Raw genomic sequence first — 24,633 nt, 5'->3', positions numbered from 1 at the left:
TGATCCAGACCTGATGTCGCACGCTCATCAACCTCTTTGAACTCTCGCGCAAGCTGCTCCGTCATCTTCTATGTGGGGGCTCGAGGCAATGTTGCCGTGTAGCTCCGTTTTTGCGTTTTCAGTGAGAAGGCGAGGGGCGACATGAATACTTCAGACAGCAGGTCAGGGTATGAATCAGGTGATCCCAACGGCAAGCCTGAGCAAAGTTTTGATCATTTGAAGGACAACGTCAGCGAAGCACTGGGCGGTGCGCGGCAGCAGGCCGATGCGCAATTCGGCCAGTATCGCGACACGGCGGCCGAGCAGATCGAAGCCTTGGCGCAAGGGGCGAAAAGCTTTGTCTCGGAACTGCAGGACAAGGACACGCTGGGTATGTCCGACTACCTGACCGACATGGCGGATTCCATGACCGGGCTGGCAGGCAATCTGCGCGGCAAGAGTGCCGAGCAGTTACTGCACGATGCAGCGGATCTGGCGCGCAGCAATCCGGGATTGTTCATCGCCGGCAGCATTGCCATCGGTTTCGGCCTGTCGCGGTTTCTCAAAGCCGGCACGGCCGCAGCAGCGACGGTCAGTGCCGAACACGATCCGGCGGCGGGCTCCACCTCGACGCCACCGCCAGCCGACTACGGAGCGCAGCGACCCTATGAATCGTCGATGCCGTCGTCGACCCACGCCAATCCGGGATTGGCTACCGGCATTACCCCTAACTCGCCCAGTGAAAGCGATCACCCCGCTGATTTTGCCGCGGCTTCCGTACCGCACGCACCCGACGCCAAAGGAGAACTGTGATGAACAGAGATGAATCTGATCTGAGCGGGGCAAGGCCCCTCGGCCAAACGGATGACGCCTCCGTGGTCGGCCTGTTGCGACAACTGTCGCGCGAGGTACCGGCCTTGTTCACCAAGGAACTGGCACTGGCAAAAGCCGAACTGCACAACAGCCTCAGCACGCTGAAAGCGGGCATCGCTGCGGTGGCCGGCGGCGCGATCGTGTTTCTCGCTGGCTTCATCATTCTGCTGATGTCGGCGGTGTACGGCCTGAGCATGTTCATGGCGCCATGGCTGGCCGCGCTGATCGTCGGCGTGGTGGTGATGATCATCGGCTTCGCCATGCTGCAATCCGGGAAAAAGCAATTCGAGCCATCTCACTTCAAACCTGATCGCACCCTCGACGCCTTGAACAAGGATCAGGAAGCGCTGCGGAGGAAAGTCTCATGAAAAGCGAACTGGATATCGAAGCGGAAAAAAGCCCGGAGCAAATCGAGCGCGAAATCGATGCGCAACGCGCGAGCATCGGCAACATCGTCGACCAACTCGAGAGCAAATTCACCCCCGGGCAAATGATCGATCAGGCTTGGGGAATGATGCAGAGCAACGGCTCGACGTTCTTTACCAATCTCGGCACCAGCGTGCGCAATAATCCGGTGCCAGCGGTGCTGACTTCCGTGGGCCTGCTCTGGCTGATGATCAGCCAGAATCGCCCACCGGTGCCGCAACCGACCTATCGCAGCGGGCCGGATCAGGACAAGGCCGGCGAGTGGGCCGACGGCATCGACAGCGCCCGCGCGCATCTGCACTCGACTACTGACTCGCTGAAGAACGGCTACCAGTCGCTGAAAGGCAAGGCCAGCCACCTTGGTGAAAACGTCGGTGCAGCGAAGGAGAATCTAAGCCATGCGATGCATGACGCCAGTGATCGACTGTCGCGTAATTCGCAAGTGCTCGGCCAGCAGTTCAGTCACCTGCTCAAGGAACAACCGCTGATGGTGGCTGCCGCCGGGGTTGCGCTCGGTGCATTGCTCGGCGCGGCGTTGCCGACTACTTCCACTGAACAGCGCTACATGGGCCGTACCAGCGCTGGCATGGTCGACAAGGCCAAGCAGAAAGCTCAGGAAGGGTATGAAGCCGTGCGTGACACGGTGACCCGAACCACTGAACAAACCGAAGTCGAAACCAAACCGGATCCGGCGCGGCCGTCTTCTTCGGATCTGTCAGAGGGTCTGGGTACTTCTTGATGGTGAAAAACAAGGGAGGCCTGCAATGGGCCTCCCTTGTCGATGTGCGGCGGTCATCCGGTGTGCCGCTGTGGTGAGCCAGCGTGTAAAAACGTTATGTCATTCAACGCGAATGGATCTGATCTGGCGCCTTCGCGCAGGCTCGCTCCCACAGGGATTTGGGTTGCGAAAAAGATTGCTGATCTGCCCCGGATCTTTTGGAGTGAGCCTGCTCGCGAAAGCGCTGGGTCAGGCGATGATGATGTTGAATGTGCCGCCGCCCTCGCGGGCAAGCCCGCTCCCACAGGGATTTGGGTTGGATTGAAGAGTTGCGTTTGTCAGCGTTTGTATTTCAGTGCTTCGACAAACGCTGCAAACGCTGCCGAGCCCTGGCGCCGGTTCGGGTAGTACAGGTGATAGCCCTGAAACGTCGGACACCACTCTTCCAGGACCTCCACCAGTCGCCCGTCGGCCAGATACGGCGCGACCAATTGTTCGGGCACGTACGCCACGCCGATGCCATCCACGGCGGCATTGAGCACGTGCATGATGCTGTTGAACACCAACTGCCCGTCGACCTTCACGCTGAAACCCTGACCCTTGTGCGCAAACTCCCAGGCGTAAATCGCGCCGGCCGGTTGATGGCGGATGTTGATGCAGGTGTGCTCCATCAACTGATGCGGCGTGGCGGGTTTCGGGTGGCGAGCGAAGTAATCCGGCGAGGCCACCACGGCCAGGCGCCAGTCCGGGCCGATGCGCACGGCGATCATGTCTTTGCTGATCGATTCACCGAGACGGATGCCGGCGTCGAAGCGTTCCTTGACCACATTGGTGAAACCATAATCGACGTAAAACTCCAGGGTGATGTCCGGATAGTCCTGCAAAAACTTTGCAAGCATCGGCCGAATGCACAACTCAATCTGATCGTCCGTGCAGGAAATCCGGATCGTGCCGCTGGGCTTGTCGCGCAGTTCACCGAGGGCTTCGAGCTCGGCGCTGATCTGCTCGAACAGCGGCGCAATCGAACGCATCAAGCGTTCGCCAGCCTCGGTCGGCGAGACATTGCGCGTCGTACGAGCCAGCAAGCGGATACCCAGACGCTGCTCCAGCGCGCGGACCGTATGACTCAACGCAGAGGGCGTGACGCCGAGGCGAGCAGCGGCTTTGGTGAAGCTTTGATCCTGCGCCACCGCCAGAAAGGCCTGCAGGTCATTGACTTTGGCGTTGCTCATTGCTGAATTTTTCTCAAAAGCACATGAAGATTACCGCTACTAATCAAGTTAAGCCCGATCCGTCAAGCTTTGCAGCCTGAGTAGCGGGGCAGAAGTGCCTCGATGATTTCTTCTTCAAGACAGGTTTTCCCATGACGGCTCAAGTAATCAACACCCCGACAGCCCAGCCCATGGAGGCGTCCACGGCCGGCGAGCAACCGGCGTACTGGAGCGGCGTGTTCGCCATGACCTTGTGTGTCTTTGCCCTGATCGCCTCCGAGTTCATGCCGGTCAGTCTGCTCACGCCCATGGCAACGGATTTGCACATCAGCGAAGGCCTGGCCGGCTACGGCATCGCCATCTCCGGCGCGTTCGCGGTGTTGACCAGCCTGACGATCACCAGGCTCGCCGGCTCGATGGATCGCAAGCGCCTGTTGCTGCTGTTGACGGCGCTGATGTGCGCGTCCGGGCTGGTGGTGGGCCTGGCGCCCAACTACACGGTTTACATGATCGGTCGCGCATTGATCGGCGTGGTAATCGGCGGCTTCTGGTCGATGTCAGCGGCGTTGGCCATGCGTCTGGTGCCCTCCGCCAGCGTGCCCAAGGCACTGGCGATTTTTAATGGCGGCAACGCTTTGGCCACGGTGGTCGCGGCGCCGCTGGGCAGTTATCTCGGCAGCGTGATTGGCTGGCGCGGGGCGTTTTTCTGCCTGATACCCGTGGCGTTGATTGCGCTGCTCTGGCAGTGGATAAGCTTGCCCGCGTTGCCGGCCGCGCCGCGCAAGTCCAGCGCAGGCAATGTCTTTGCGTTGTTCAAAAGCCGCCGGGTGGCGTTGGGCATGCTCGGCGCCGGCCTGTTCTTCATGGGCCAGTTTGTGCTGTTCACTTATCTGCGACCGTTTCTGGAAACCGTGACCCAGGTCGATGTTTCGGTGCTGTCGATGATTTTGCTGGTCATTGGTGTGGCCGGGTTTATCGGCACCGTGGTCATCGGTTCGGTGTTGAAGAAGGGGCTGTATCGCGTGGTGATCGCCATCCCGCTGTTGATGGCGATGATCGCAGTGGCGCTCATTGGGCTGGGCAGTTCAGTGGTGGCTGCGTTCGTGTTGCTGGGCGTGTGGGGATTGATCGCGACCGCCGCGCCGGTGGGCTGGTGGTCGTGGCTGGCGCGCACGCTGCCTGACGATGCCGAAGCGGGCGGCGGGCTGATGGTGGCGGTGGTGCAGTTGTCGATTGCCTCGGGTTCTACCATCGGTGGTCTGCTGTTCGACGGCAGCGGTTATCGGCTGACGTTTTACGCCAGCGCGGCATTGCTCGTGCTGGCGGCGCTGATGACCTGGCTGACGTCGCGGCAGACGGCCTGAATCAGCTTTCGCTGTTTTCGGCCGCCGCCTGCGCGGCTTCGGCTTCCAGCTTCAGGCGATCAGCCTTGCAGATGTATTTGGGCTTTTTCGGCGCCAGTTTGGCATTGGCCTTTTTGGCCTTTTCTTTGAACAACTGCTGCAGCTTCTTTTGACGATTCATGATTTTTCGATCAGGGGTGGAGAGGGTGGGAATCCTGACGCAAGGCCGAGTGGTCAGCAAGAAGAAATCCACTAAGCTGAGCACATTCGCCCATACTCAAGAGCATCCCCCAACCGAAGGAATCGCACATGAGAAAAGCTCGCAGATTGATTACCGCGTTGTCTTGCCTCGCGCTGGTAATCGGCAGCACGACGGCACTGGCTGACCCCGGCAATGGCAAGGGCCAGGGTGGTCAAGGCGGCCAGGGCAACGGCAAGGGCAAACCGCAGAACATGCAGGATCATGGTAAACAGGGTGGGGGCGGTCAGGGCAATGGCAACAAAGGCCAGCAACCCTCTGGCTATCGCGGCGGGCCGAGCATTGATCGCGGCAATATTCTCGGCATCGTCGGCGGTTATCGCGGCGAATACTGGAATCCGGGGCCGCCGCTGCCGCCGGGTATTCAAAAGAATCTGGCGCGGGGCAAGCCATTGCCCCCGGGCATCGCCAAGAAGCTGGACGGGCGTCTGCTCGGCCATTTGCCTCGCTATGAAGGCTACGAATGGCAACAGGTGGGCACCGACCTGATCCTTGTTGCGCTGGCTACCGGGTTGATCTACGAGGTGCTCAACGGCGCGTTCGATTGATTATTGAGGGAGGAGCGGCAGCACGTGCCGCTCCTTTTTTATGTGGGTATTGCTGCATCGTGCGCAGCAATGAACTGCATTCAGGCTGGGTTGTTCGTTGAATGCTGAGCTTTCAGACTGAGCTCAACGGCTAACGAATGAATGGAGATGACCATGGCCAACGCAATTCGCTTCACCGCAACGGGCGCACCGGACGTCCTGCAATTGCACACTGTCAGCGAACAGGCCCCCGGGGCCGGCGAGGTCTGGCTGGAGCAAGCGGCGGTGGGCGTTAATTACCTCGATGTCAGCCAGCGCAAAGGTGCAGTGCCCGTGGCGTTGCCGTCGGGGCTGGGGCTGGAAGGCGCGGGTCGGGTGGCAGCGGTCGGTGCAGGTGTGAGCAATGTCCGCGTCGGTGATCGGGTCGCTTACGCCACTGGCCCCTTGGGTGGTTACGCCTCGGCGCGGCTGTTTCCGGCAGAGCGTCTGGTGAAGATTCCCGAAGAGTTGGCGTTCGAAGACGCGGCGGCGGTGTTGTTCAAAGGCATCACCGCGCAGTATTTGCTGAAGGCGACTTACCCGGTCGGGCCGGGCACGACCATGCTGCTTTATGGCGTCGCGGGTGGTCTGGGGGAAATCATGGTGCCGTGGGCCAAGCACCTTGGCGCGACAGTCATCGGTGTGGTGTCCAAGCAGGCCAGTGTCGACAAGGCTCGCGCGTCCGGTTGTGACGAAGTGCTGGTGTTCGATGCCGAAACCCTCGCAGCCGACGTGCTGCGTATCACCGAGGGGCGCAAGGTCGATGTGGTGTATGACCCGATTGGTCGGGTGTCTTTTCAGGCCTCGCTGGACAGCTTGCGCCCACGCGGGCTGATGGTCTCGTTCGGCGCGCAGACCGGCGCGCCGGCAGCGGTGGAAATAGCCACGCTGAACGCCAAGGGCTCGCTGTTCCTGACCCGTCCATCGCTGGCCGCGCACACCGCTACGACAGCCGAATTTCAGGAGCGCGCGCAAGACGTGCTGGCTGCGGTGGCCGCCGGTATCATCACGCCGCAAATTCGCGCGCGGTATTCATTGGCCGACGCGGCACAAGCGCATGCCGATCTCGAGGCAGGCCGATCATCAGGGGCGATCATTTTAAAACCATGAATCTGGATGTTCTGAGCAACCCGCACAGCGATGAAATCGCTGCTTTCCTGGCTGTCGCCGCGCAAGGGTCGTTTGTCGCGGCGGGGCGTTTGTTGCAGCGCCATCCGACCATTGTTTCCAAACGCCTCGCGGCGATGGAGAAGCGACTGGGCGTGCGGTTGGTGGAACGCTCGACGCGACACGTGCGTATCACCGAGGCTGGCCTGCAACTCGAACAGCGCCTGCGCGCAGCCGTCGAGTTGATGAACGAAGCGCAGCAGCAAGCGGTGCAGGGCGCCAGCGAAGTGCGCGGCACCTTGCGTCTGGCTTTGCCGGCGGCGATGGGGCGCTTGTGGCTGGGACCGCTGCTGCCGGAATTTCTCAAGGCTCATCCGCATGTTTCGGTAATCGCCGATTACAGCGAAGGCCTGGTCGACATCATCGAGCAGGGCTTCGATGCGGCCATCCGCATCGGCGAGCTTGATGACAATCGGCTGATTGCAAAAAAGCTCAGTGACCATCGTCGGATTCTCTGCGCATCGCCGGCCTACATCGAGGCCCACGGCATGCCGCAGACACCACAGGATCTGCTACAGCACAATTGCCTGCGCTTCAGCGGGCTGGCGTCGTTCCCGCTGTGGCGCCTGCATCGCCGCAACGAAGTGCAGACCATCACGCCACACGGCAACCTTACCGCCAGCGACAGCGAATCCCTGCTCGCCGCCGCCCGCGCCGACGCCGGCATACTCGGTGCCGGCGACTGGCTGATGAGCCGCGATCTGGCGGCAGGGCGGCTGATTCACGTGCTGTCCGACTGGCATCTGGATTCGGCGGGCGGCGTTTATCTGGTCAGACCGTCATCGCGATTTCCGGCGGCCGCAGTGGTGGCGTTCAAGGAGTGGATCGAAGCGAAATTCGAGACCGGGCCACCTTGGGCGGTTTGATCAGTGCGAGTATTGAGTATTCACACAGTCGCTTCACTCGTACTTGCAGTCGTCTGGCTCGGTGCCGATCTGGATCATACCGACGCTCACTTCCCGGTATTTTCCGTAGCCCCAATTGACTGGCCCACCCCAGTTGACCAGATCGTAGACGTCTGTTTCAGCAAGTAACCGTCCATCCCGCTGGTCATAGAGGCGGAAGAAAGCCGGACTTTCCCAGCGCACGAACCAGCTCCGATCATCGGGATCGTCGGGTGGTGATTTCGGATGGAAAGAGGCGGGCAGCACCCAATAAGGCCTGAACGCTTGAACCCGAACGCAGCCGTCGGGGCTGATGTCAGCGGCCCGGTAGGCTGTGGCGAAAGCCCTCTCCCACCATTCGGACGCGACCCAAAGTCCAGCGTAGAAAACCATCAGGCCGAGGACTGCCAGAACGGGGCGAGTGTTTGGCGTCATGACTGGCCCGACCGGCGCATTGACAGGGCATTTTCAAAGTTTGCGACGCGATAGCTGATGATCTCATCCACGGGGACGTCATCCTTGAGGGGGTGTGGAGGTTTGATGGACAAAAAAGGCCCGGCATCGCTGCCGGGCCTCGGTATCTTCAGCACTTTACGCGGCGATCTTGTTGGCTGCCATTTCCTTTTTGTGACTGGCCTTCATCGCTTCCATCTGTGCGCCCAGCTCCTCGAGCTTGGCCTTGCCCAGAAGCTTCTGCGCTTTCGGGAACATTTCCTCTTCTTCCTCTTCGATGTGATGCTCCAGCAGCTCCTTGACCACTTTGACCCGACCGGCAAATTCCGGGCTGCCCGGGTCGGTTTCCTTCAAATCAGGCAGCACCAGCGAATCCACGGTGCGGTGCTCTTCCTTGGCTTCGTAGTACATGATGTCTTCTTCCTTGCTGCCGGCTTCCTTGAACGCAGGGTAGAGAATCTCTTCTTCGAGGCGGGTGTGGATGGTGATTTCCATTTCCAGTTTGCCTAGCAACTCGACGCGTTTTTTCAGCGCGCGATCGGTGGATTCACTCAGTTGGCTGAGGATGGCTTTGACTTTTTCATGGTCGGCTTTGAGAAGGTCGATGGCATTCATTTTTTGAGGCCTATGCTTTTCACGGATTGAACACAGCGTTCTTTTTTTCGCGCTGCTGTGTATTCAGGAAGAGGCTATCGCAGGACTCATGCCAACTCGCCGATCGAGCGCAATCCGTCTAAATCAAGGGCTGGCATTGAAGCAGGCACAATGCTTTCGTGCAGCCTGCAAGATATCCGCGCGGCAGACATTGCATATAACAAGCCCGGCAAAAGCCGGGCTGTGGTGATGCTTGGAAAGGGGCAGCGCTAGCCGCTTCAACGGTTAGCCTGGGAAGGCGAAATGCGACCGACATGCTTGGGTCCCGCCAGTGCCCAGGCGATCAGGCCGAACAGCGGCACGAAAACGATCAGCACGATCCACACGCCTTTACTACTGGATTTCCCCTCGCTTTTACGCACCCGGTTAATGGCCCAAAGCTCGATCAGCACAAGAATGACCGCCAACACGATCCACACGGTTTCGATTTGCATAGGCTTAGCTCCTGATGGTCTGTGCGTTAGGTGACGAGAGGGGCGTTGGGTTCATTCTTTTTGCCTTGGACAAGCGGACGGGGTGATACCCGGTTGCAAAATAAATTTCTGATCGCCGCTGCGGCCTATATCCTCTGCGCCACGTTTGGGCTGAAACAGGGAAAGGGCAATGGCATTCAGGGTGATGGTCGTCGGTGGCTACGGCAATTTCGGCAGCATCGTTTGTCGGCATCTGGCGCTCATGCCAGAGATTGAACTGCTGTTGTCGGGCCGCGATGCGCGCAAGTTGCAGGGCAAGGTCGCTGAGCTGCAAGCGCGATCAGGCCGTCCGTGCGAAGGCTGGTGCGGTGATGCGATGGGCGCAGGTTTTCAAGCGGCGTTGCGAGAGTTGAATGTTCAGTTGGTGGTGCACACCGGCGGGCCGTTTCAGGGGCAATCCTACGCAGTTGCTGAAAGCTGCATCGATGCCGGGGTCAATTATTGCGATCTGGCTGACTGCCGCACCTTCGTCAACGGCATTGATGTGCTCGACGCCCGCGCCAGGGAGGCTGGCGTGGCCGTGCTCAGCGGTTGCAGTTCGGTGCCGACCTTGTCTTCGGCGATCATCGATGAGCAGCGCCCGCGTTTTGCGCGAATCGACTCGATCGAGCATGGCATTTCTTCCTCGGCAAAAATGCCGGGGCTGTCCACGGTCGAAGGCGTGCTCGCCTACGCAGGCAAACCGATCAAACAATTGAAAAACGGCCAGGCTCACGAAGTATTGGGTTGGCTCGATCTGACCCTGCGCAGCATGCCGCAACTGGGCACCCGGGTACTGGCCAATGTCGATGTGCCGGACATGGATATTTTCGCACGCCGCTATGGCGCACTGACGCTGCGCTTCAAGGCCGGCGCCGGCCTGAAACTCGGCGGTGTCGCCAATGCCTTGCTGGCGCAAGCCTTGCGCTTCGGTCTGGTGCGCGATCATGTGCGCTGGGCGGCGCGTCTGCATCGACTGGGTACGTGGTTCGAACGCTTCGGTGATGGCAAGAGCGCGATGTACATCGATGTTCAAGGCATCGGTGTTGACGATCAGCCGCTGAGCATGACCGCGCAACTCACCGCGCTTAATGACAAAGGCCCGGAAATCCCCAGCTGCGCCGCCGTCGCCCTCGCAACCAAAATGGCTCGGGGTTATGTGCCGCAGGCCGGCGCGCGGCCGTGTGTTGGCGAAATCAGCGTTGAGGAATATCTGGCGGCGATCAACGATCCGGCCAACTTGAGCCTGTCGGTTCAATTCTCCGATGGGCAGCGTTGAGATGGTCTATCTCTGCCTGAAGTACCTGCATGTAATCGCGGCGATTTTCCTTTTCGGTTTCGGCATGGGTTCCTACCTCTACCTGATCGCCGCCAGCCGCAGCGGCAACCCGCAAGTGATCGCCCATGTCGCACGAATGGTGGTGCGCTTTGATACGTGGATCACCACGCCGGCCGGGTTTGTGCAGGTCATTACCGGCTATCTGCTGATGCGGCTTTCCGGGCTTTCGATGAGCACCGAATGGCTGCTGACTTCGCTGATCATTTTCTTCTGTGTCGGCGCGTTGTGGCTGCCGGTGCTGGTATTGCAAAAGCGTTTGCAGAAGATGGCGCTGAGCGCGGGCGAGGGCGGCCTGCCTCTGGATGATCGCTACGCGAGCACTTACCGCTGGTGGTTCTGGATGGGCATCGCCGGGTTCGCCGGGATGTTTGTCATCGTGCTGATGATGGTGACGAAGATGACGCCGCTGCAACTGATCGGGTCAGCCGTGGGCTTTTAGAAAACGGCTTTCATGATCCGCAGTCGGCAGCAGACAAGTGTCGTACTTGCCAAACAGCCGATAGCGGTTGAGCGCGATGCGATCGTAAGCCCAGTCGCGCAGACGACGGGGGAAGATCCGCAGCAGTTTCAGCGGCTGCCAGCGCATTGGCAGTTGCCCGACCACTTCCAGGAATGCATCCGAGCGCTCCCAGTAATGCCGGTCGCGGATCACCGCCATGGTGTCGAACTCATCCAGGGGCAAGCCGGCCCACGCCAGCAAGGCCTGGCCTTCGGGCGATTGCACGGTCGCCAGACGCACATGGCGCTGACGGTCATGGCGAATCAGAAAGCGCGCCCAGCCGTTGCACAGTTTGCACACGCCGTCGAACAGCACCACGGTTTCGCCGGGCTTGAGCAATGGCGCGGGGGTGGGGCGGGTTTTCATGGCAGGCATCGGCGGGTGTCCTTGGCGGCGGTTGTCGCGATCATAACCTTGATCATCGGACTATAAGAGTGGATCGCGCCGGTATTGCCCCGGCGATATTCCGTGCACGCGGCGGAATGCAGCGCCAAACGCCGCGTCGGACAGATAACCCAGTGACGCGGCGACAGTGGCCACATTGTCCCGGCCATTGCGCAAGCGGAACGCGGCCACGCGCATCCGCCAGCGCGTGGCGTATTCGACCGGTGCCAGACCCATGCGTGTCTTGAACAGCGCGGCGAAACCGGAGCGCGACATGCAGGCAATCTCGGCCATTTGCGTCAGGCGCCAGGCCTTTTCCGGAGCACCGTGAACGGCGCGCAAGACGCCGGCAATCGCCGGTTCCCGCAGTCCGCCCAGCCAGGACAATTGTTCGGCATCCGCGCTGTTGATGTGATGGCGCAGCGCATGGATGAATATCAGCCGCAGCAGGTCGTTGCACATCGCCTGCGAGCCGGCCTGGTGTGATGGCCACTCGCGCTCCAGTTCATCCAGCAGCCAACCAAACGACGAGGCGCCTGTGGCCTCGGCACGAATGATCAGCGAGGTCGGCAGCACGTCGAGCAGTTCGGTTGCGCCGGGTCCCGACAGCGACACGCTGCCGCCCAGCAACTCGACTTCCTCGCCGACGCCAAAGGTCGCCGAGGCTCCGTCATGGGCGAAAACCTCCGCTGCATTCACCGCCTCGATGTCGGGGCCGCTGGCCAGAATGAACGGCGTGCGCGACACCACAAAACAGTCGCCGGCCCGCAGCAACTGCGCCGGCAAGCCCTGCATGCGCAACCAGCATTCGCCTCGTCGCACCACGTTGAATTTCAGTTCGATGGGTTGAAATCGCAGCGCCCAGACGCCGCCTGCCTGCAAACGCACCGAGCAGGCAGCTTGCAACTCGGAGAGCGCCAATACGGCAGAGAGTGGATCGCCAGCAGGATTTTGGATGATCACGACAGAAACCTGGATTTATCAGACTGGTTCGTCCCGAGAGCTTAGCCAAGAATGAAGGCCTTCGATAGCTCACTCAGGATTAACGCTCATGACCATGCCTCAACAACCTGTGCAATCACCGTTCAACGCCGCCAGCACAGCGGCTGAAGTCATGGCCGGCATTGATCTGCGCGGGCAGCTCGCTGTGGTCACCGGCGGCTATTCCGGCCTCGGTCTGCTGACGGTAAAAAGCCTCGCTGCGGCAGGAGCGCAGGTCATGGTGCCGGCCAGAGATACGGCACGGGCAGAGTCGGCATTGGCCGGTGTTGACGGAGTCAGCGTGATGCCCATGGACCTCATGCAGGCTGAATCGGTGGTGGCGTTCAGCCACAGCGTGGTCAGCGCGGGTCAGCCAGTGTCCTTGTTGATCAACTGCGCCGGAATCATGGCCGCGCCGTTGCTGCGCGATGCCGATGGCCATGAAGGCCAGTTCGCGACCAATCACTTGGGCCACTATCGCCTGACGTGCGGCCTCTGGCCGGCGCTGGTCAAGGCCGGGCAGGCGCGGGTGCTGTCAGTGTCCTCGCGCGGGCATCAGATTGCCGGGGTGGACTTTGCCGACATCGATTTCCTGCAACGGCCGTATGACAAATGGGTCGCGTATGGTCAGTCGAAAACAGCCAATGCCTTGTTTGCCATCGCGCTGGATCGGCGCGGACGCAGTCATGGCGTTCGTGCGTTCTCATTGCATCCCGGGCAGATTCTGACGGATCTGGCACGGCACCTGAGCACAGCGGAACTCGCCGCATTCGACGCCCTGGATGAACACGGTCGACCACGGCTGGATGCCCACAACGGGCTGAAAACTCTGGAGCAGGGCGCCGCGACGGGATTGTGGTGTGCGACCAGCGTGGCGCTTGCGGATTTGGGTGGTGTGTATTGCGAAGACTGCAATGTTGCGCCGATCAATCAACCTGAAGCGGGCCGCAAGGGCGTTGCGAAATGGGCGGCGGATGCTGAGCTGGCTGAGCGACTATGGGCGGTTTCGGAGCTATGGACGGGGCTGACCGTGGCATGACTGGAAATAAAAAGCTCAACAGTCGAAAGCCCCTCACACTAGCCTGAGTCAACATCACCCACCCAGCTTCGCCCAGAATTCCTCCGCCGAAGGGCTGATCGGCGCGGTCGGGCGAGTCAGGTGTATTTCCAGCGGAATATCCCAACTTTCATCCAGCGCCCTGACCAGGCGCCCGTCGGCCATTTCCTGTTCGGTCAGGCTTTTCGGCAGCCAGGCCACGCCTTTGCTTTCCAGCGCCATCGACATCAGCACTGCGGCCAAGTGGCTGCTGAACAGCGGTTTCAGGTGCAGATAATCAGCCTTGCCATGCAACCTGTGGGCGACGATCCGGCCCAGGCCGGATTCGTGGGTGTAGGCCAGATAGGGCAGGGTTTCAGGCGACGTGCCGAACTGGGCGGAAGCACTCGCCAGCGGCACAAGTACGTCCTCGCCGACCTTCTTGCCAATGAACTGATCAGGCGCCAGTAATGGCGGAACGTCGGGGTGGCGATGGCATAGCAGGAACTGCACCTGGCCATGAATCAGCATCTGTTCGCACACGGCCATGCTGTCGGAATGCAGGCGAACCGCATCGATCGGCGCGCCACTTTCGGCGCTGCGCAACCAGCGTGGGAAGAAGGTGAATGACAGCGAATGAGTGGCGGCGAACTGCAAGGTTTTCGCCGCCATGCCAGCCACTTCTTGGGCCTCGGAGCGCATGCGGTACAGGCGTCTGGCCGCTTCCTGAGCGCTGGGCAAAATCTGCCTGCCGGCCTCGGTCAGCGTCGCGCCCTGCGGAGTGCGCACGAACAATTCCACGCCCATCCAGTTCTCCAGTGAACGCACCCGACGACTGAATGCCGGCTGCGTCACATGGCGCGCTTCAGCGGCCCGGACAAAGCTGCCGTACTCGGCCAGCGCTGAAAAATCCTCAAGCCAAACCAGTTCCAAGGGCAATGCCTCCTGTGCATAGGGCGCGGCATTAATAGCATTGGGCGGGTGTCGTCGCAACGCATAACGTTGGGTCACCACAACAAGAGGAACCCGTCATGCGTATCGTCGATATCCGTGAAAAAACCGTCTCCATTGCTTCCCCGATCGCCAATGCCTACATCGATTTTTCGAAGATGACCTGCTCGGTCGTCGCGGTCATTACCGACGTGATCCGCGACGGCAAACCGGTCATCGGTTACGGCTTCAACTCCAACGGTCGCTACGGCCAGGGCGCGCTGATGCGCGATCGCTTTCTGGCGCGGATCACTGAAGCCGACCCGGAAACCCTGATCGATCACGAGAACAATAACCTTGATCCGTTCGCCATCTGGAAAACCCTGATGACCAACGAAAAACCGGGCGGGCATGGCGAGCGTTCAGTAGCGGTCGGCACCATCGATATGGCGGTGTGGGATGCGGTAGCGAAGATCGAAGGCAAGCCGCTGTATCGCCTGCTTGCCGATCGTTATCGCAACGGCGTCGCCGATGACAAAGTCTGGGTGTATGCGGCGGGTGGCTATTACTACCCGGGCAAGGACCAGAGCAAACTCAAGGCCGAAATGCAGAGCTATCTGGACCGTGGCTACGACGTGGTCAAGATGAAGATCGGCGCGGTGCCGCTGGACGAAGATATCCGCCGCATTGAGGCGGTGCTCGAAGTGGTGGGCGACGGCCAGCGCCTGGCGGTCGACGCCAACGGCCGCTTCGATCTGCAGACCGGTATCGCCTACGCCGAAGCGATCAAGAAGTACAACCTGTTCTGGTACGAAGAAGTCGGCGACCCGCTGGATTATGCGCTCCAGGCCGAGTTGGCCAATCACTACGAACTGCCGATGGCCACCGGCGAAAACCTGTTCTCTCACCAGGACGCCCGCAACCTGTTGCGCCACGGCGGCATGCGCCCGGACCGTGACTACCTGCAATTCGACTGCGCGCTGTCCTACGGTCTCGTCGAGTACATGCGCACCCTGAAAGTGATGGAAGAGCTGGGTTGGTCTTCGCGCCGCGTGGTGCCGCATGGTGGTCACCAGATGTCGCTGAACATCGCCGCCGGTCTGCACTTGGGCGGCAACGAATCGTACCCGGACGTGTTCCAGCCCTTCGGAGGTTTTGCCGATGGCATCCGCGTAGAAAACGGCTACGTCGGGCTGCCGGATATTCCGGGCGTCGGCTTCGAAGCCAAATCTGCGCTGTATGCCGTCATGCGCGAACTGGGCGAGGGCTGATTCGGTTTCATCTGCGGCCTCGATTTCCGAGGCCGCACCTTCAGGCGTCATCCTCGACGCCACAGCCACATGCCCACCACAACAATAAAATGAGGTGCTTCCGTGGAAACTTCAAAATCGCGCTGGTACAGCCAGCTCTATGTGCAAGTGCTGATCGGCATCGTCATTGGCGCTGCCATCGGTTACTTCGTGCCGGACATCGGCGCCAAGCTGCAGCCGTTTGCCGACGGTTTCATCAAGCTGATCAAGATGCTCCTGGCGCCGATCATCTTCGGCACGGTAGTGGTCGGTATCGCCAAGATGGGCAGCATCAAGGAGGTCGGCCGCATCGGTGTGAAAGCGCTGATCTACTTCGAGATTCTTTCCACCATCGCACTGGTGGTCGGCCTGATCGTAGTCAACGTGGTCAAGCCCGGCGCCGGCATGAACATCAACGCCGGCACCCTCGATGGCAGCGCTGTCAACAAATACAGCCAGGCGGCGAGCGAGCAGGGCGGCCTCGTCGAATTCTTCCTCAATATCATTCCGCACACCTTCCTCGGCGCTTTCTCCAACGGCGTCATGCTGCAAGTGATCCTGTTGTCGGTGCTGATGGGCGTCGCCCTGGTGCAAATGGGCGAAACCAGCAAACCGCTGATCAATACCATCGATCTGTTCCTGCAAGGTCTGTTCAAAATCGTCGCGATGGTCATGCGCCTGGCGCCGTTGGGCGCGGGGGCTGGCATGGCGTTCACCATCGGCAAATACGGCATCGGCACTCTGCTCTCGTTGGGGCAGTTGCTGGTCGCGCTGTACATCACCACGCTGATCTTCATCGTCGTGGTACTGGGCGCGGTGGCGCGCTGGTCGGGCATGCCGCTGATGCAGTTTCTGCGTTATTTCAAGGATGAAATCCTGATCACCCTGGGCACCTGCTCGACCGAAGCGGTGCTGCCGCGAATGATGTTCAAACTGGAAAAGCTCGGCTGCAAGAAATCCGTGGTCGGCATGGTCCTGCCGACGGGCTACACCTTCAACGCGGACGGCACCTGCATCTACCTGACCATGGCAGCGATCTTCATCGCCCAGGCGACCAACACACCGCTGACATTCATGGATCAGATGATTCTGCTCGGCGTGTTCCTGCTGACCTCCAAGGGCTCGGCCGGTGTGGCGGGGGCAGGATTCGTGACCTTGGCGGCCACGCTCACCACCATTCACTCGATACCTCTGGTGGGCCTGGTGTTGCTGTTGGGCATCGACCGCTTCCTCAACGAGGCGCGAGCGGTGACCAACCTGATCGGCAACGGCATTGGCACCATTGCCATTGCCAAGTGGGACAACTCCTTCGATGTCGAAGCGTGCGAGCGGGAAATCGCTGCCATGAAGCACGCCAAGGCCGAACGTAAATCGTTGCTGGCGCATAAGTAATTCGCGAAACGTGGCGATGTTGGCGACAGCTCGCCACGGCTTCCTGGCTAACCATCATGCGATGGCGATAGCGAAGTCATTTCGCAACTCCACAACTGCAAAAACGGCTGGCTGATATTGGCCGGCCCAACCCATCGGCTGAGCAATTCGCACTTGCCATCCATGCATAACTGGTAATCACCGGCCTCCGGGGTTCGGCCTAATTGCAGTGGTTGCAGCGGCGGCAAATCGCGTCGGAAATGCCAACTACCGTTCTCCAGCCGGGCATCATTGGGTATCTCCATGCCAGCGCCGTTGCCGCGAACCCTGGCCTGCTCAAGAACCAGCCCTTGGGCCGTGACGCGGTAGTCTTCCTCCCAACGGATCTTTTCGATGCTGTGGTTCCATGCCAGGGTGAAGTTCGCTACCGGCAACTGTGCCCATATGCTGCCGGCCAGACCCAGGCACAAGCCGATCATGCATTGGCCGCCGCGGCGCGCCGCGAGCGCCAGACGTGTTGCACGATTACCAGAATCCCGAGTGCGAAGCCGATTTCATCGGTCACGGGCAGTGCCACGATCAGCAGGGCGCCCGCACCGAGACTCAGCAAACGTTCCCAAAGCAGCATTTTCTGTTGCAGAAAACCGGTCGACGCCATGCCCCAGAGACCAACCGCCAGAAGAGTCTTGATCAGCATGTAGGCAGTCGCCCACAAGTTGTCGCCTTGCAGCATCAGCGCCGGGTTGTAGACCGTCATGAACGGGATGACGAAACCGGCCAGCGCAATGCGCACGGCCCACAGGCTGATCTTGAAGCCGCTTTCCTTGGCGATCGGCGCGGCGGCAAAACAGGCGAGGGCGACCGGCGGTGTCAGGTCGGCGAGGATGCCGAAGTAGAACACGAACATGTGCGACACGATCAGTGGCACGCCCAGCTCCAGCAGGGCAGGCGCGGCGATCGAGCTGGTGATGATGTAGTTGGGAATGGTCGGAATGCCCATCCCCAGCACCAGGCAGGTGATCATCGTCAGAATCAGCGACAGCAGCAGGTTGTCGCGGCCGATGGCGAGGATGTAGCCGGCAAACGTCGAAGCGACGCCAGTGAGCGAAACGATGCCGATAATGACGCCGACCAGTGCGCAGGCGATGCCCACCGGTACCGCGTGGCGGGCGCCTTCGACCAGCGCGTGCAGGCAGATCAGCAGCGTTTCGCGACCGCCCTTGATGAAAGCGCAGACCAGCACCAGGACGGCAATGACCGCGAAAATCACCGCGATGCCAAGCTGGAAAAAACCTGTGCAGAGCACGCCGAGTGCAATCCAGAACGCACAACGCAGGCCAAAGCTGTGCACGCGGAAAATGATCGCCGAGCCGAGAATCACGATGGCAGTCAATGCCAGGCCGACCATGCCCGAGAACAGCGGTGTGCGCCCGGAAAACAGCAGGTACACCAGAACCAGCAGAGGAATCAGTAAATACCAGCGGGCTTTTACCGCGCCCCAAGCGCTGGGGCATTGGTCTTTGGGCAGACCCTTGAGGTTGGAGCGCTTGGCTTCCAGATGGACCATCCAGAACACCGAACCGAAATACAGCAGGGCCGGAATCAGCGCCGCCTTGGCGATTTCGACGAAGGGCACATTGATGGTTTCAGCCATGATGAAGGCGACCGCGCCCATCACTGGAGGCATGATCTGGCTGCCCATGCTGGAGGTGGCTTCCACGCCGCCGGCGAACGCGGCGCGATAGCCAAAGCGCTTCATCAGCGGAATGGTGAATTGCCCGGTCGTGACGACGTTGGCGATCCCGGAGCCGGTGATCGTCCCCATCAACGCCGACGAGGCCACGGCCACTTTCGCCGGGCCTCCCAGCTTGTGACCGAACAAGCCCATGGCGAAGTCGGTAAACAGCTTGATCATGCCGGCCTGCTCAAGAAACGCGCCAAACAGGATGAACAGGAAAATGTAGGTCGCCGATACGTAGGTCGGCGTGCCGTACAGCCCTTCGGTGCCGAAGGACAGCTGATTGATGATCTGGTCGAAACCGTAGCCGCGATGGGCCAGTTCGCCGGGCAAGTATTGCCCGAACAGGCCGTACGCCAGGAACAGCCCGCAAATCACCGGCAGCGCAATGCCCATGACCCGTCGCGCAGCTTCGAAGACCAGGGCAATCAATACGATGCCGATCATCAGGTCGGCCGAGGTGAGGTCACCGGAACGCTGGATCAGATCGGCCTCGAACACCCATTGATACAGCGCGGTAGCGATAGCGGCCAGGCTCAGCAGCCAGGCCAGCGGTTGCCACGGACGGTCTGTGCCGTGTGCCGGATAACTGAGAAACACCACCCAAAGCAGGAAGCCGACGTGGACCGCACGCAGCACCTGGCTGGAGAGAGGAGAAAAGGCTGCGGTAACGATCTGGAAAATCGAGAACAGCAGCGCTACGTAAAACAGGGTTTTCGGCCAGTCCCGTGGGTTCGCGGAAATACCGTGATGCTCGTCACTCATTGCCTGCCTTCCTCATGACCACGCAAAGGAATCGACGCTGCAGTGGCCGTCACGCCACTGCGCACAAGGGCTTATAAAGCGCCTTTTTCCTTGTAGTAGCGTTCGGCGCCGGGGTGCAGCGCGATCGGCAGGTTTTTCGCAGCCGCTTCCAGCTTGATGTCCTTGGCCGCCGAATGGGAGTTACCCAAGCGCCCCAGGTTGTCGAACAGCAGGCGGGTCATGTCATAGACGACGTCATCCGGCAGGTCGGCGCGGGTCACCAGAATATTGGTGATTGCCACGGTGGGCACGGCTTCGGCCTGTCCGTCGTAGGTGTTGGCCGGGATCATTGCGCTCTGGTAGGCCGGATTGCCGATTTTTGCCACCACCTCGCTCGGAATGGCGACGTAGTTCAGCGGCATCACCGACGACAGGTCGCGAATGGCGGCCATGCCCAGTCCCGACGATTGCAGGGTGGCATCCAGTTGCCGGTTCTTGATCAATTCCACCGATTCGGCAAACGGCAGATATTGCACCTTGCCCATGTCCTCGTAGGTCAGGCCGGCCGCCTTGAATATCGCCCGCGCATTCAATTCAGTCCCGGATTTTGGGGCGCCGACCGAGATGGTCTTGCCCTTGAGATCGGCGAGGGTTTTGATCCCCGACTCTTTGCTGGCGACGATTTGAATGTAATTGGGATAGGCGCCGCCCAAAGCGCGCAATTTGGTCAGTGGCGCTTTGAAACCGGCGTCCTCCACGCCGTTTTTGGCGTCGGCCACTGAGTCGCCCAAAGCCAGAGCCAACTCGCCGCGACCGGCCTGTAGCAAATTGAGGTTTTCTACCGACGCTTTGGTGGCCTGCACCGATGTCTTCGAACCGGCAATGCCGTCGCTGTAGATTTGCGACAGACCGACCCCGATCGGGTAGTAAACCCCGCTGGTTCCGCCGGTGAGGATATTGATGAACACGGGCGCAGCCTGCGCAGCACTGCTAAGGGTCAGCGTGGCGGCGGCCAGCAGGGCAAAGCGTGTTTTGACTCGCATGGGGGCACTTCTCCGTCTTGTTATGGTTTTAAGCAGAGTGATTGCACTCTAGCCGGTCCCGGCTGAACGTGATCGTCACGACGTCAGTTCATCCCCAGCCAGTTCGGCAGCACCAGGGAGATCCATGGCACGTAAGTAATCAGGATCAGGAACAACAGCAGAATCGACAGCCAGGGCATCGCGGCTTTGACTGTGGCGGGCAAGGACATGCCGGTCACCGCCGAGGTCACGAACAGGTTCAGGCCCACCGGTGGCGTGATCAGGCCGATCTCAAGGTTGACCACCATGATGATGCCGAGGTGAATCGGATCGATGCCCAGTTTCATCGCGATGGGAAAGAGGATGGGCGCCAGGATCAGGATGATCGCTGACGGTTCCATGAACGCGCCGGCAATCAACAGCACAATGTTGACCACCAGCAGGAACGTCACCGGCGTCAGGCCGGCGTCGATCACCCAGGCAGTGATTTGTTGAGGTAACTGTTCGGTGGTCAGCACGTGGGCGAACAGCATGGCGTTGGCAATGATGAACATCAGCATGATGCTCAGCTTGGCCGAGTCGAGCAGAACCTTGGGGGTCTCGCGAAAGGTCAGATCCTTGTAGACGAACAAAGCGATGAAGGCCGAATAGACGGCTGCCACTGCGGCAGCTTCGGTCGGGGTGAACATGCCCGAATAGATGCCGCCGAGGATGATCACCATCAGCAACAGGCCCCATATTGCCTGGCGTGCCGTACTCAGAAACTCGCGAAGCGTCGCACGCGGCAAGGCGGGGAGATTTTTCTTCACCGCGACGATGTAGATCGCCACCATCAATGCCGTGCCCAGCAGCAGGCCAGGCACCACGCCGGCCATGAACAGCTTGCCCACGGAGGTTTCTGTAGCAGCGGCGTAAACCACCATCACAATCGACGGCGGGATCAGGATGCCCAGCGTACCGGCGTTGCAGATGATCCCTGCGCCGAACGCCTGCGGGTAGCCGGAACGGACCATCCCGGCAATCGCAATCGAGCCCACCGCAGCGACCGTGGCGGGACTTGAACCGGAGAGGGCGGCGAACAGCATGCAGGCCAGCACCGCCGCGATGGCCAGGCCGCCGCGAATATGCCCGACACAGGCGTTGGCGAAGTCGATCAGCCGGCGGGCGACGCCACCGGTGGTCATGAAGGCCCCCGCCAGCAGGAAGAAAGGAATGGCCAGCAGTGTGTAGTGTTCCGAGGTCTCGAACAGTTTGATCGCCAGCGAGCGCACCGAGTCGGGACTGAAGAAAATGATCGTCAGGGAGCCGGCCAGGCCCAGTGAGATGGCGATCGGCACGCCGATGAACATCAAGGCGAACAGGGCCACGAACAGGAAGGCGATGGTCATGGCTTGTCATCCTCGTGTTCGGCAAGTTTCAGCGCGTCGGCCGCTTCATCGGCCAGGCCGAGGCCGGTCTGACGGTTAAGCAGGATGCGCAGGAGAATTTCAGCGAAGCGGATGAACACCAGCGCGAAGCCCAGCGGCACGATCAACCCGACATGCCACTGCATGACGCCGAAATGGCCGAGATCCTCGGCGCCGATACCGGCGTTCATCAAGGTTTCAATCCATTCGAAACTGGCGACGCCAAGCAGCCCCGCGTAGGCCAGACAGCACAGGCAGGCGAGGATGCCGATGTAGCGCTGCACCGATCTGCGTGCCAGTTTGACCAGTGCGTCGACACCGATATGCCCGGCGGTGCGCACGCCATAGGCCAGGCCGAAAAAAATCAGCCAGCCGAACAGCGCTTTGGTCAGGGCTGTGCTCCAGGTCATGGCCTGCGCCATGCCCATGATCTGATCGCCCACGGCGAACAGCGGGACACTCGCTGCCGGCCAATGATCGGCGAGCCAGTAAAACAGGCTGTAGAAGTTATTGAGGATCACGTAGACAAACGTGACGAGGGTCATGGCCGCCAGAAGGAAGACGATGAAGCCTTCCTCGAAGTGTTCCCAGATTCGCCGAAGCGCTTTCATGGATGGCATCTCACGTCGAGTGAAGACGGGCAGGCGCCGACGCAGCGGCGCCTGCCTTGGGATTATTGCGCCTGGTTTGCGGCTTCGGCAGCAGAGATCAGCTCAGCGCCGATTTCGCCTTCGAACTTCTTCCACACCGGTTTCATCGCATCGCGCCATTGCGCACGTTCTTCTGGCGTAAGGGTGATGATTTCCGTGGTTTTGGCGGCAAGGATGCGCTGCTTGTCCCCCTCGTTCAGTTGCTGGGCTTCCTTGTTCACATGGGTGGTGACTTCCACGACGATCTTGTCCAGTTCGCTGCGCACGTCGGGCGGCAGGCCGTTCCAGAACTTGGTGTTGGTGATCAGCATGTAGTCCAGTACACCGTGGTTGGATTCGGTGATGTACTTCTGCACTTCATGCATCTTCTGGCTGTAGATGTTCGAGTAAGGATTCTCTGCGCCGTTGACCACACCGGTCTGCAGGCCTTGGTATACCTCGGCAAAACTCATCTTGCGCGGATTGGCGCGCACCGCCTTGAACTGCTCCTCCAGCACCGCCGAGGCCTGTACCCGGAACTTCAGGCCGCGCGCATCAGCCGGTACACGCAGTGGCTTGTTGGCCGACAGTTGTTTCATGCCGTTGTGCCAATAAGCCAGACCGGTGATGTTTTTGCTTTCCATGGATTTGAGCAGGCCCTGACCTTGCGGGCTCAGTTGAAAGCGGTCGACAGCGTTGATGTCATTGAAGAGGAAGGGCAGGTCGAACAGCTGCACTGACTTGGTGTACTGCTCGAACTTGGCCAGCGATGGCGCAATCATCTGCACATCGCCGAGCAACAGGGCTTCCATTTCCTTGCCGTCACCAAAGAGCGAGGAGTTGGGATACACCTCGACCTTGACCTTGCCCGGCAAGCGTTCCTCGACCAGTTTCTTGAACAGCAACGCACCTTGCCCCTTGGGCGTCTGGTCAGCGACCACATGCGAGAACTTGATGATCACTGGGTCTGCCGCCATGGCCGGGTTCATGCTGCTTACCGCCAAAGCGCAGGCAAGTGCGCTGAACAGAGATCTGAGCATCTGGGTGATTCCTCTTGTTTTTATTGTGATGACCGCTCGACGCGCTGAACGCGTTCAAGTGCCGAGACATGTTCAAGTCTAGGCAGAAATATCTGATTTGCCGGGGAATTGACGAGAAAGGGCAAAACACTGTCAGAAGGCCGGACTGCCAACTTTCTCAGGTGAAGTTACTGGCCATCTTTTTTGGCGCGGATTACCAGCAAGCCGGCAATCAAAATCAACGCCATACCTGCCCATGTAAAAATATCCGGGACCTCGTGGAACAGCACGTAACCCCAAAGACAGGCAAAAACCAGGTAGGCGTAATCAAACGTGCCGATAAGTGCCGCGGGCGCGATTTGATAAGCCTTGGCGGTAGCGGTGTTGATGAAGATCAGAGCGCAGGCGTAACAGAAGATGAACAGCGTCACTTGCCGATCAAGCGTTTGCCATGGGGAGAGTAGAAAACCGCCAGTTGTGCCAACCGTGTCACTGACCATCAGCGAAGCGATACCGCCGATGCTGGCGGCGACGAGAAAAGCAGTATTCAATCCCAGGGCCAGTGCCAGTGGATGTTCACTGCGACAATGTCGGCGCGTCACTACCATCGCAAGCGCGTAGAACACAGCAGCGATGACGGGCAGCAGCGTTGCGAGAACGAAGATGTCCGAGCCTGGACGTAACACCGTTGCGACACCCGCAAAGCCTGTTCCTATCGCCACCCAGCCACGCAGTGATAACGGCTCACCTCCATAAAGGGTGGAAAAAAGTGCAATGAACAGGGGCGTCGTGTAGATCGCCACGGCAGCGACTGATAATGGAATCAGCGGTAATGCCGCGTAATACATTACCCACATCAACAAAAGCAGGATGCTCCGGACGGTTACCCAGTACACCGAAGCAATCCCCTGGCGGCCCGATCTGATGCGCCTGCCGAGCCAGACTCCAAGGGCGGGAACCGACAGACAAGACACCAGGAGAAACAGCTGCCAGAGCGGTAGGCGTGTGCTGAAGTATTTAACCGCTGCATCGGCCAGCGAGAGCAGAAAGACAGCAGCGCTGATCAGCACTATGCCCTTGGAAACGCTGTCGCTGCTCGCATTGTGCTTGCTCACGCACCGTGCTCCTGTTCCGTCAGTGAATTGCGATCCTGTGACAAGTAATGCTTGATGCCCGCCGCTGTCAATTCGCGAACCAGAGGAACCCCATCGTTCAGTGGTTGGATCAACAGCGACAACGCCTCGCCGGACTGCTGCCTGCA

27 protein-coding genes are annotated in these 24,633 nt (G+C 60.1%); 12 read left to right on the top strand and 15 right to left on the bottom strand.

The genetic code is table 11. The features are described from left to right. The first annotated feature begins 141 nt into the window (after positions 1–141). Genes BXA01_RS04250 through BXA01_RS04240 form a run of 3 tightly spaced genes read left to right on the top strand, consistent with a single transcriptional unit; the run spans position 142 to position 2,017 of the window. A complete protein-coding gene (locus BXA01_RS04250) occupies positions 142–792 on the top strand; it encodes a hypothetical protein (RefSeq protein ID WP_076563330.1) in 651 nt (216 codons plus the stop codon). Further along, on the top strand, positions 792–1,220 hold the full coding sequence (locus tag BXA01_RS04245) for a phage holin family protein (RefSeq protein ID WP_052392217.1): 429 nt from the start codon (positions 792–794) through the stop codon (positions 1,218–1,220). The genes BXA01_RS04250 and BXA01_RS04245 overlap by 1 nt, the downstream gene beginning before the upstream one ends. Continuing rightward, positions 1,217–2,017, top strand: a complete 801-nt coding sequence (locus BXA01_RS04240; protein WP_076563329.1) for a DUF3618 domain-containing protein — start codon at positions 1,217–1,219, stop codon at positions 2,015–2,017. The genes BXA01_RS04245 and BXA01_RS04240 overlap by 4 nt, the downstream gene beginning before the upstream one ends. Before the next feature lie 317 nt (positions 2,018–2,334). On the opposite strand, the gene BXA01_RS04235 is transcribed toward BXA01_RS04240, so the two are convergent. Further along, the gene (locus BXA01_RS04235; RefSeq protein ID WP_076563328.1) at positions 2,335–3,228 is read right to left on the bottom strand and encodes a LysR family transcriptional regulator; all 894 of its coding nucleotides are present in this window, start codon (positions 3,226–3,228) and stop codon (positions 2,335–2,337) included. 131 nt (positions 3,229–3,359) lie between these two features. On the opposite strand from BXA01_RS04235, the gene BXA01_RS04230 reads away from it, so the two are divergent. Continuing rightward, complete coding sequence (locus tag BXA01_RS04230; RefSeq protein WP_076563327.1) at positions 3,360–4,571, top strand: MFS transporter; 1,212 nt, start codon at positions 3,360–3,362, stop codon at positions 4,569–4,571. 1 nt (position 4,572) lies between these two features. Here BXA01_RS04230 and BXA01_RS04225 read toward each other — a convergent pair whose 3' ends face one another. Continuing rightward, entirely contained in the window at positions 4,573–4,731 is a 159-nt protein-coding gene (locus BXA01_RS04225; protein ID WP_024012572.1) for a DUF2986 domain-containing protein, read from the bottom strand. A 128-nt stretch (positions 4,732–4,859) separates the two neighbouring features. Between BXA01_RS04225 and BXA01_RS04220 the strand changes: the two genes are divergently transcribed. The 3 genes from BXA01_RS04220 to BXA01_RS04210 all read left to right on the top strand — a co-directional run bounded on the left by BXA01_RS04220 (position 4,860) and on the right by BXA01_RS04210 (position 7,408). Next, positions 4,860–5,357 carry an anti-virulence regulator CigR family protein gene (locus tag BXA01_RS04220; RefSeq protein WP_076563326.1) on the top strand — a complete coding sequence of 166 codons (498 nt, stop codon included), beginning with the start codon at positions 4,860–4,862 and terminating at the stop codon, positions 5,355–5,357. 153 nt (positions 5,358–5,510) lie between these two features. Continuing rightward, entirely contained in the window at positions 5,511–6,485 is a 975-nt protein-coding gene (locus BXA01_RS04215) for a quinone oxidoreductase family protein (RefSeq protein WP_076563325.1), read from the top strand. Then, a complete protein-coding gene (locus BXA01_RS04210; protein WP_076563324.1) occupies positions 6,482–7,408 on the top strand; it encodes a LysR family transcriptional regulator in 927 nt (308 codons plus the stop codon). The genes BXA01_RS04215 and BXA01_RS04210 overlap by 4 nt, the downstream gene beginning before the upstream one ends. A 33-nt stretch (positions 7,409–7,441) precedes the next feature. Here the strand turns inward: BXA01_RS04210 and BXA01_RS04205 are convergent, their stop codons facing one another. The 3 genes from BXA01_RS04205 to BXA01_RS04195 all read right to left on the bottom strand — a co-directional run bounded on the left by BXA01_RS04205 (position 7,442) and on the right by BXA01_RS04195 (position 8,967). Next, the gene (locus BXA01_RS04205; RefSeq protein ID WP_076563323.1) at positions 7,442–7,861 is read right to left on the bottom strand and encodes a hypothetical protein; all 420 of its coding nucleotides are present in this window, start codon (positions 7,859–7,861) and stop codon (positions 7,442–7,444) included. A gap of 156 nt (positions 7,862–8,017) precedes the next feature. After that, positions 8,018–8,494 carry a hemerythrin domain-containing protein gene (locus BXA01_RS04200; protein WP_016774305.1) on the bottom strand — a complete coding sequence of 159 codons (477 nt, stop codon included), beginning with the start codon at positions 8,492–8,494 and terminating at the stop codon, positions 8,018–8,020. A 257-nt stretch (positions 8,495–8,751) separates the two neighbouring features. Continuing rightward, positions 8,752–8,967: a PLD nuclease N-terminal domain-containing protein gene (locus BXA01_RS04195; protein ID WP_041480553.1), complete on the bottom strand. Its 216-nt coding sequence runs from the start codon at positions 8,965–8,967 to the stop codon at positions 8,752–8,754. Between the two features lie 169 nt (positions 8,968–9,136). On the opposite strand from BXA01_RS04195, the gene BXA01_RS04190 reads away from it, so the two are divergent. Together BXA01_RS04190 and BXA01_RS04185 are read left to right on the top strand one after the other, a co-directional pair. Further along, a complete protein-coding gene (locus BXA01_RS04190; protein WP_076563322.1) occupies positions 9,137–10,264 on the top strand; it encodes a saccharopine dehydrogenase family protein in 1,128 nt (375 codons plus the stop codon). Between the two features lies 1 nt (position 10,265). After that, positions 10,266–10,763: a DUF2269 family protein gene (locus BXA01_RS04185; RefSeq protein ID WP_076567668.1), complete on the top strand. Its 498-nt coding sequence runs from the start codon at positions 10,266–10,268 to the stop codon at positions 10,761–10,763. Here the strand turns inward: BXA01_RS04185 and BXA01_RS04180 are convergent. Continuing rightward, complete coding sequence (locus BXA01_RS04180) at positions 10,746–11,198, bottom strand: thiol-disulfide oxidoreductase DCC family protein (protein WP_076563321.1); 453 nt, start codon at positions 11,196–11,198, stop codon at positions 10,746–10,748. The two genes, BXA01_RS04185 and BXA01_RS04180, sit on opposite strands and share 18 nt — an antisense overlap. 51 nt (positions 11,199–11,249) lie before the next feature. Beyond that, entirely contained in the window at positions 11,250–12,170 is a 921-nt protein-coding gene (locus BXA01_RS04175) for an AraC family transcriptional regulator (protein ID WP_076563320.1), read from the bottom strand. Positions 12,171–12,258: 88 nt separating this feature from the next. Between BXA01_RS04175 and BXA01_RS04170 the strand changes: the two genes are divergently transcribed. After that, positions 12,259–13,227 carry an oxidoreductase gene (locus BXA01_RS04170; RefSeq protein WP_076563319.1) on the top strand — a complete coding sequence of 323 codons (969 nt, stop codon included), beginning with the start codon at positions 12,259–12,261 and terminating at the stop codon, positions 13,225–13,227. A 54-nt stretch (positions 13,228–13,281) separates the two neighbouring features. On the opposite strand, the gene BXA01_RS04165 is transcribed toward BXA01_RS04170, so the two are convergent. Beyond that, complete coding sequence (locus tag BXA01_RS04165; protein ID WP_041480547.1) at positions 13,282–14,157, bottom strand: LysR family transcriptional regulator; 876 nt, start codon at positions 14,155–14,157, stop codon at positions 13,282–13,284. A 98-nt stretch (positions 14,158–14,255) separates the two neighbouring features. Here BXA01_RS04165 and BXA01_RS04160 point away from each other — a divergent pair, with 98 nt between their 5' ends. Continuing rightward, a complete protein-coding gene (locus BXA01_RS04160; RefSeq protein ID WP_024012582.1) occupies positions 14,256–15,425 on the top strand; it encodes a mandelate racemase/muconate lactonizing enzyme family protein in 1,170 nt (389 codons plus the stop codon). A 102-nt stretch (positions 15,426–15,527) separates the two neighbouring features. Continuing rightward, positions 15,528–16,835: a C4-dicarboxylate transporter DctA gene (gene dctA, locus BXA01_RS04155; RefSeq protein ID WP_076563318.1), complete on the top strand. Its 1,308-nt coding sequence runs from the start codon at positions 15,528–15,530 to the stop codon at positions 16,833–16,835. A gap of 47 nt (positions 16,836–16,882) precedes the next feature. On the opposite strand, the gene BXA01_RS04150 is transcribed toward dctA, so the two are convergent. The 7 genes from BXA01_RS04150 to BXA01_RS04120 all read right to left on the bottom strand — a co-directional run bounded on the left by BXA01_RS04150 (position 16,883) and on the right by BXA01_RS04120 (position 24,487). After that, positions 16,883–17,293: a DUF1850 domain-containing protein gene (locus BXA01_RS04150; RefSeq protein WP_076563317.1), complete on the bottom strand. Its 411-nt coding sequence runs from the start codon at positions 17,291–17,293 to the stop codon at positions 16,883–16,885. Then, positions 17,290–19,317, bottom strand: coding sequence for a TRAP transporter permease (locus BXA01_RS04145; RefSeq protein ID WP_076563316.1), 2,028 nt, complete (start codon positions 19,315–19,317; stop codon positions 17,290–17,292). Before BXA01_RS04145 ends, BXA01_RS04150 begins: the two co-directional genes overlap by 4 nt. Before the next feature lie 71 nt (positions 19,318–19,388). Further along, entirely contained in the window at positions 19,389–20,339 is a 951-nt protein-coding gene (locus BXA01_RS04140; protein WP_024012586.1) for a TAXI family TRAP transporter solute-binding subunit, read from the bottom strand. A gap of 83 nt (positions 20,340–20,422) precedes the next feature. Further along, positions 20,423–21,706, bottom strand: coding sequence for a C4-dicarboxylate TRAP transporter large permease protein DctM (gene dctM, locus BXA01_RS04135; protein WP_041480541.1), 1,284 nt, complete (start codon positions 21,704–21,706; stop codon positions 20,423–20,425). Further along, positions 21,703–22,335 (bottom strand): TRAP transporter small permease, encoded by a 633-nt coding sequence (locus BXA01_RS04130; RefSeq protein WP_076563315.1) that lies wholly within the window; start codon positions 22,333–22,335, stop codon positions 21,703–21,705. Before BXA01_RS04130 ends, dctM begins: the two co-directional genes overlap by 4 nt. 62 nt (positions 22,336–22,397) lie before the next feature. After that, a complete protein-coding gene (gene dctP, locus BXA01_RS04125; RefSeq protein WP_024012588.1) occupies positions 22,398–23,393 on the bottom strand; it encodes a C4-dicarboxylate TRAP substrate-binding protein DctP in 996 nt (331 codons plus the stop codon). A 167-nt stretch (positions 23,394–23,560) separates the two neighbouring features. Further along, on the bottom strand, positions 23,561–24,487 hold the full coding sequence (locus BXA01_RS04120; RefSeq protein ID WP_076563314.1) for a DMT family transporter: 927 nt from the start codon (positions 24,485–24,487) through the stop codon (positions 23,561–23,563). Between the last annotated feature and the right edge of the window lie 146 nt (positions 24,488–24,633).

Origin of the sequence: Pseudomonas sp. B10 (genome assembly GCF_900156235.1) — a bacterium.
Classification (GTDB): Bacteria; Pseudomonadota; Gammaproteobacteria; order Pseudomonadales; family Pseudomonadaceae; genus Aquipseudomonas; species Aquipseudomonas siliginis.
This window is presented reverse-complemented; position numbering and strand designations above follow the sequence as displayed.

Excerpts from the sequence above, each read along its gene's own strand:
- BXA01_RS04250 (WP_076563330.1), top strand. The coding sequence starts at position 142 with ATGAATACTTCAGACAGCAGGTCAGGGTATGAATCAGGTGATCCCAAC.
- BXA01_RS04245 (WP_052392217.1), top strand. The coding sequence starts at position 792 with ATGAACAGAGATGAATCTGATCTGAGCGGGGCAAGGCCCCTCGGCCAA.
- BXA01_RS04240 (WP_076563329.1), top strand. The coding sequence starts at position 1,217 with ATGAAAAGCGAACTGGATATCGAAGCGGAAAAAAGCCCGGAGCAAATC.
- BXA01_RS04235 (WP_076563328.1), bottom strand. The coding sequence starts at position 3,228 with ATGAGCAACGCCAAAGTCAATGACCTGCAGGCCTTTCTGGCGGTGGCG.
- BXA01_RS04230 (WP_076563327.1), top strand. The coding sequence starts at position 3,360 with ATGACGGCTCAAGTAATCAACACCCCGACAGCCCAGCCCATGGAGGCG.
- BXA01_RS04225 (WP_024012572.1), bottom strand. The coding sequence starts at position 4,731 with ATGAATCGTCAAAAGAAGCTGCAGCAGTTGTTCAAAGAAAAGGCCAAA.
- BXA01_RS04220 (WP_076563326.1), top strand. The coding sequence starts at position 4,860 with ATGAGAAAAGCTCGCAGATTGATTACCGCGTTGTCTTGCCTCGCGCTG.
- BXA01_RS04215 (WP_076563325.1), top strand. The coding sequence starts at position 5,511 with ATGGCCAACGCAATTCGCTTCACCGCAACGGGCGCACCGGACGTCCTG.
- BXA01_RS04210 (WP_076563324.1), top strand. The coding sequence starts at position 6,482 with ATGAATCTGGATGTTCTGAGCAACCCGCACAGCGATGAAATCGCTGCT.
- BXA01_RS04205 (WP_076563323.1), bottom strand. The coding sequence starts at position 7,861 with ATGACGCCAAACACTCGCCCCGTTCTGGCAGTCCTCGGCCTGATGGTT.
- BXA01_RS04200 (WP_016774305.1), bottom strand. The coding sequence starts at position 8,494 with ATGAATGCCATCGACCTTCTCAAAGCCGACCATGAAAAAGTCAAAGCC.
- BXA01_RS04195 (WP_041480553.1), bottom strand. The coding sequence starts at position 8,967 with ATGCAAATCGAAACCGTGTGGATCGTGTTGGCGGTCATTCTTGTGCTG.
- BXA01_RS04190 (WP_076563322.1), top strand. The coding sequence starts at position 9,137 with ATGGCATTCAGGGTGATGGTCGTCGGTGGCTACGGCAATTTCGGCAGC.
- BXA01_RS04185 (WP_076567668.1), top strand. The coding sequence starts at position 10,266 with ATGGTCTATCTCTGCCTGAAGTACCTGCATGTAATCGCGGCGATTTTC.
- BXA01_RS04180 (WP_076563321.1), bottom strand. The coding sequence starts at position 11,198 with ATGCCTGCCATGAAAACCCGCCCCACCCCCGCGCCATTGCTCAAGCCC.
- BXA01_RS04170 (WP_076563319.1), top strand. The coding sequence starts at position 12,259 with ATGACCATGCCTCAACAACCTGTGCAATCACCGTTCAACGCCGCCAGC.
- BXA01_RS04160 (WP_024012582.1), top strand. The coding sequence starts at position 14,256 with ATGCGTATCGTCGATATCCGTGAAAAAACCGTCTCCATTGCTTCCCCG.
- BXA01_RS04150 (WP_076563317.1), bottom strand. The coding sequence starts at position 17,293 with ATGATCGGCTTGTGCCTGGGTCTGGCCGGCAGCATATGGGCACAGTTG.
- BXA01_RS04145 (WP_076563316.1), bottom strand. The coding sequence starts at position 19,317 with ATGAGTGACGAGCATCACGGTATTTCCGCGAACCCACGGGACTGGCCG.
- BXA01_RS04140 (WP_024012586.1), bottom strand. The coding sequence starts at position 20,339 with ATGCGAGTCAAAACACGCTTTGCCCTGCTGGCCGCCGCCACGCTGACC.
- dctM (WP_041480541.1), bottom strand. The coding sequence starts at position 21,706 with ATGACCATCGCCTTCCTGTTCGTGGCCCTGTTCGCCTTGATGTTCATC.
- BXA01_RS04130 (WP_076563315.1), bottom strand. The coding sequence starts at position 22,335 with ATGAAAGCGCTTCGGCGAATCTGGGAACACTTCGAGGAAGGCTTCATC.
- dctP (WP_024012588.1), bottom strand. The coding sequence starts at position 23,393 with ATGCTCAGATCTCTGTTCAGCGCACTTGCCTGCGCTTTGGCGGTAAGC.